The sequence below is a fragment of the Micrococcus sp. EWR3.9.1 genome, assembly GCF_052615555.1.
Window position 1 is genome coordinate 1 of the sequence record NZ_JBQXFD010000058.1, and the last position, 288, is coordinate 288.

Consider the following 288-nt stretch of genomic DNA (forward strand, 5'->3'; position numbering starts at 1 on the left):
TCATCGAAGTCGAAGTCCTCCTCGTACAACACGATGTCCACATCCCGGGAGTGCGCCAGCTCGCGCAGCTCGAGCGGGGTGAACTTCACCTGCGCCGGCCCGCGCCGGCCGAACACGTGCACGTCCGTGACCGGGGAGGCGGCCAGGTCCCGGTACACGTTGTCCGGGATCTCGGTGGGCAGCAGGTCCTCGGCATGCTTGGACAGGATCCGGGCCACGTCCAGGGCCACGTTCCCGTTGCCGATCACCGCGACCTGCGTGGCCTCCAACGGCCAGTGCCGCGGCACG

General features: G+C 69.1%; 1 pseudogene. It reads right to left on the bottom strand.

The window, feature by feature from the left end:
• Window positions 1-288, bottom strand: a pseudogene (locus ACUJ8O_RS11560) (pyridine nucleotide-disulfide oxidoreductase); the annotation flags it as partial.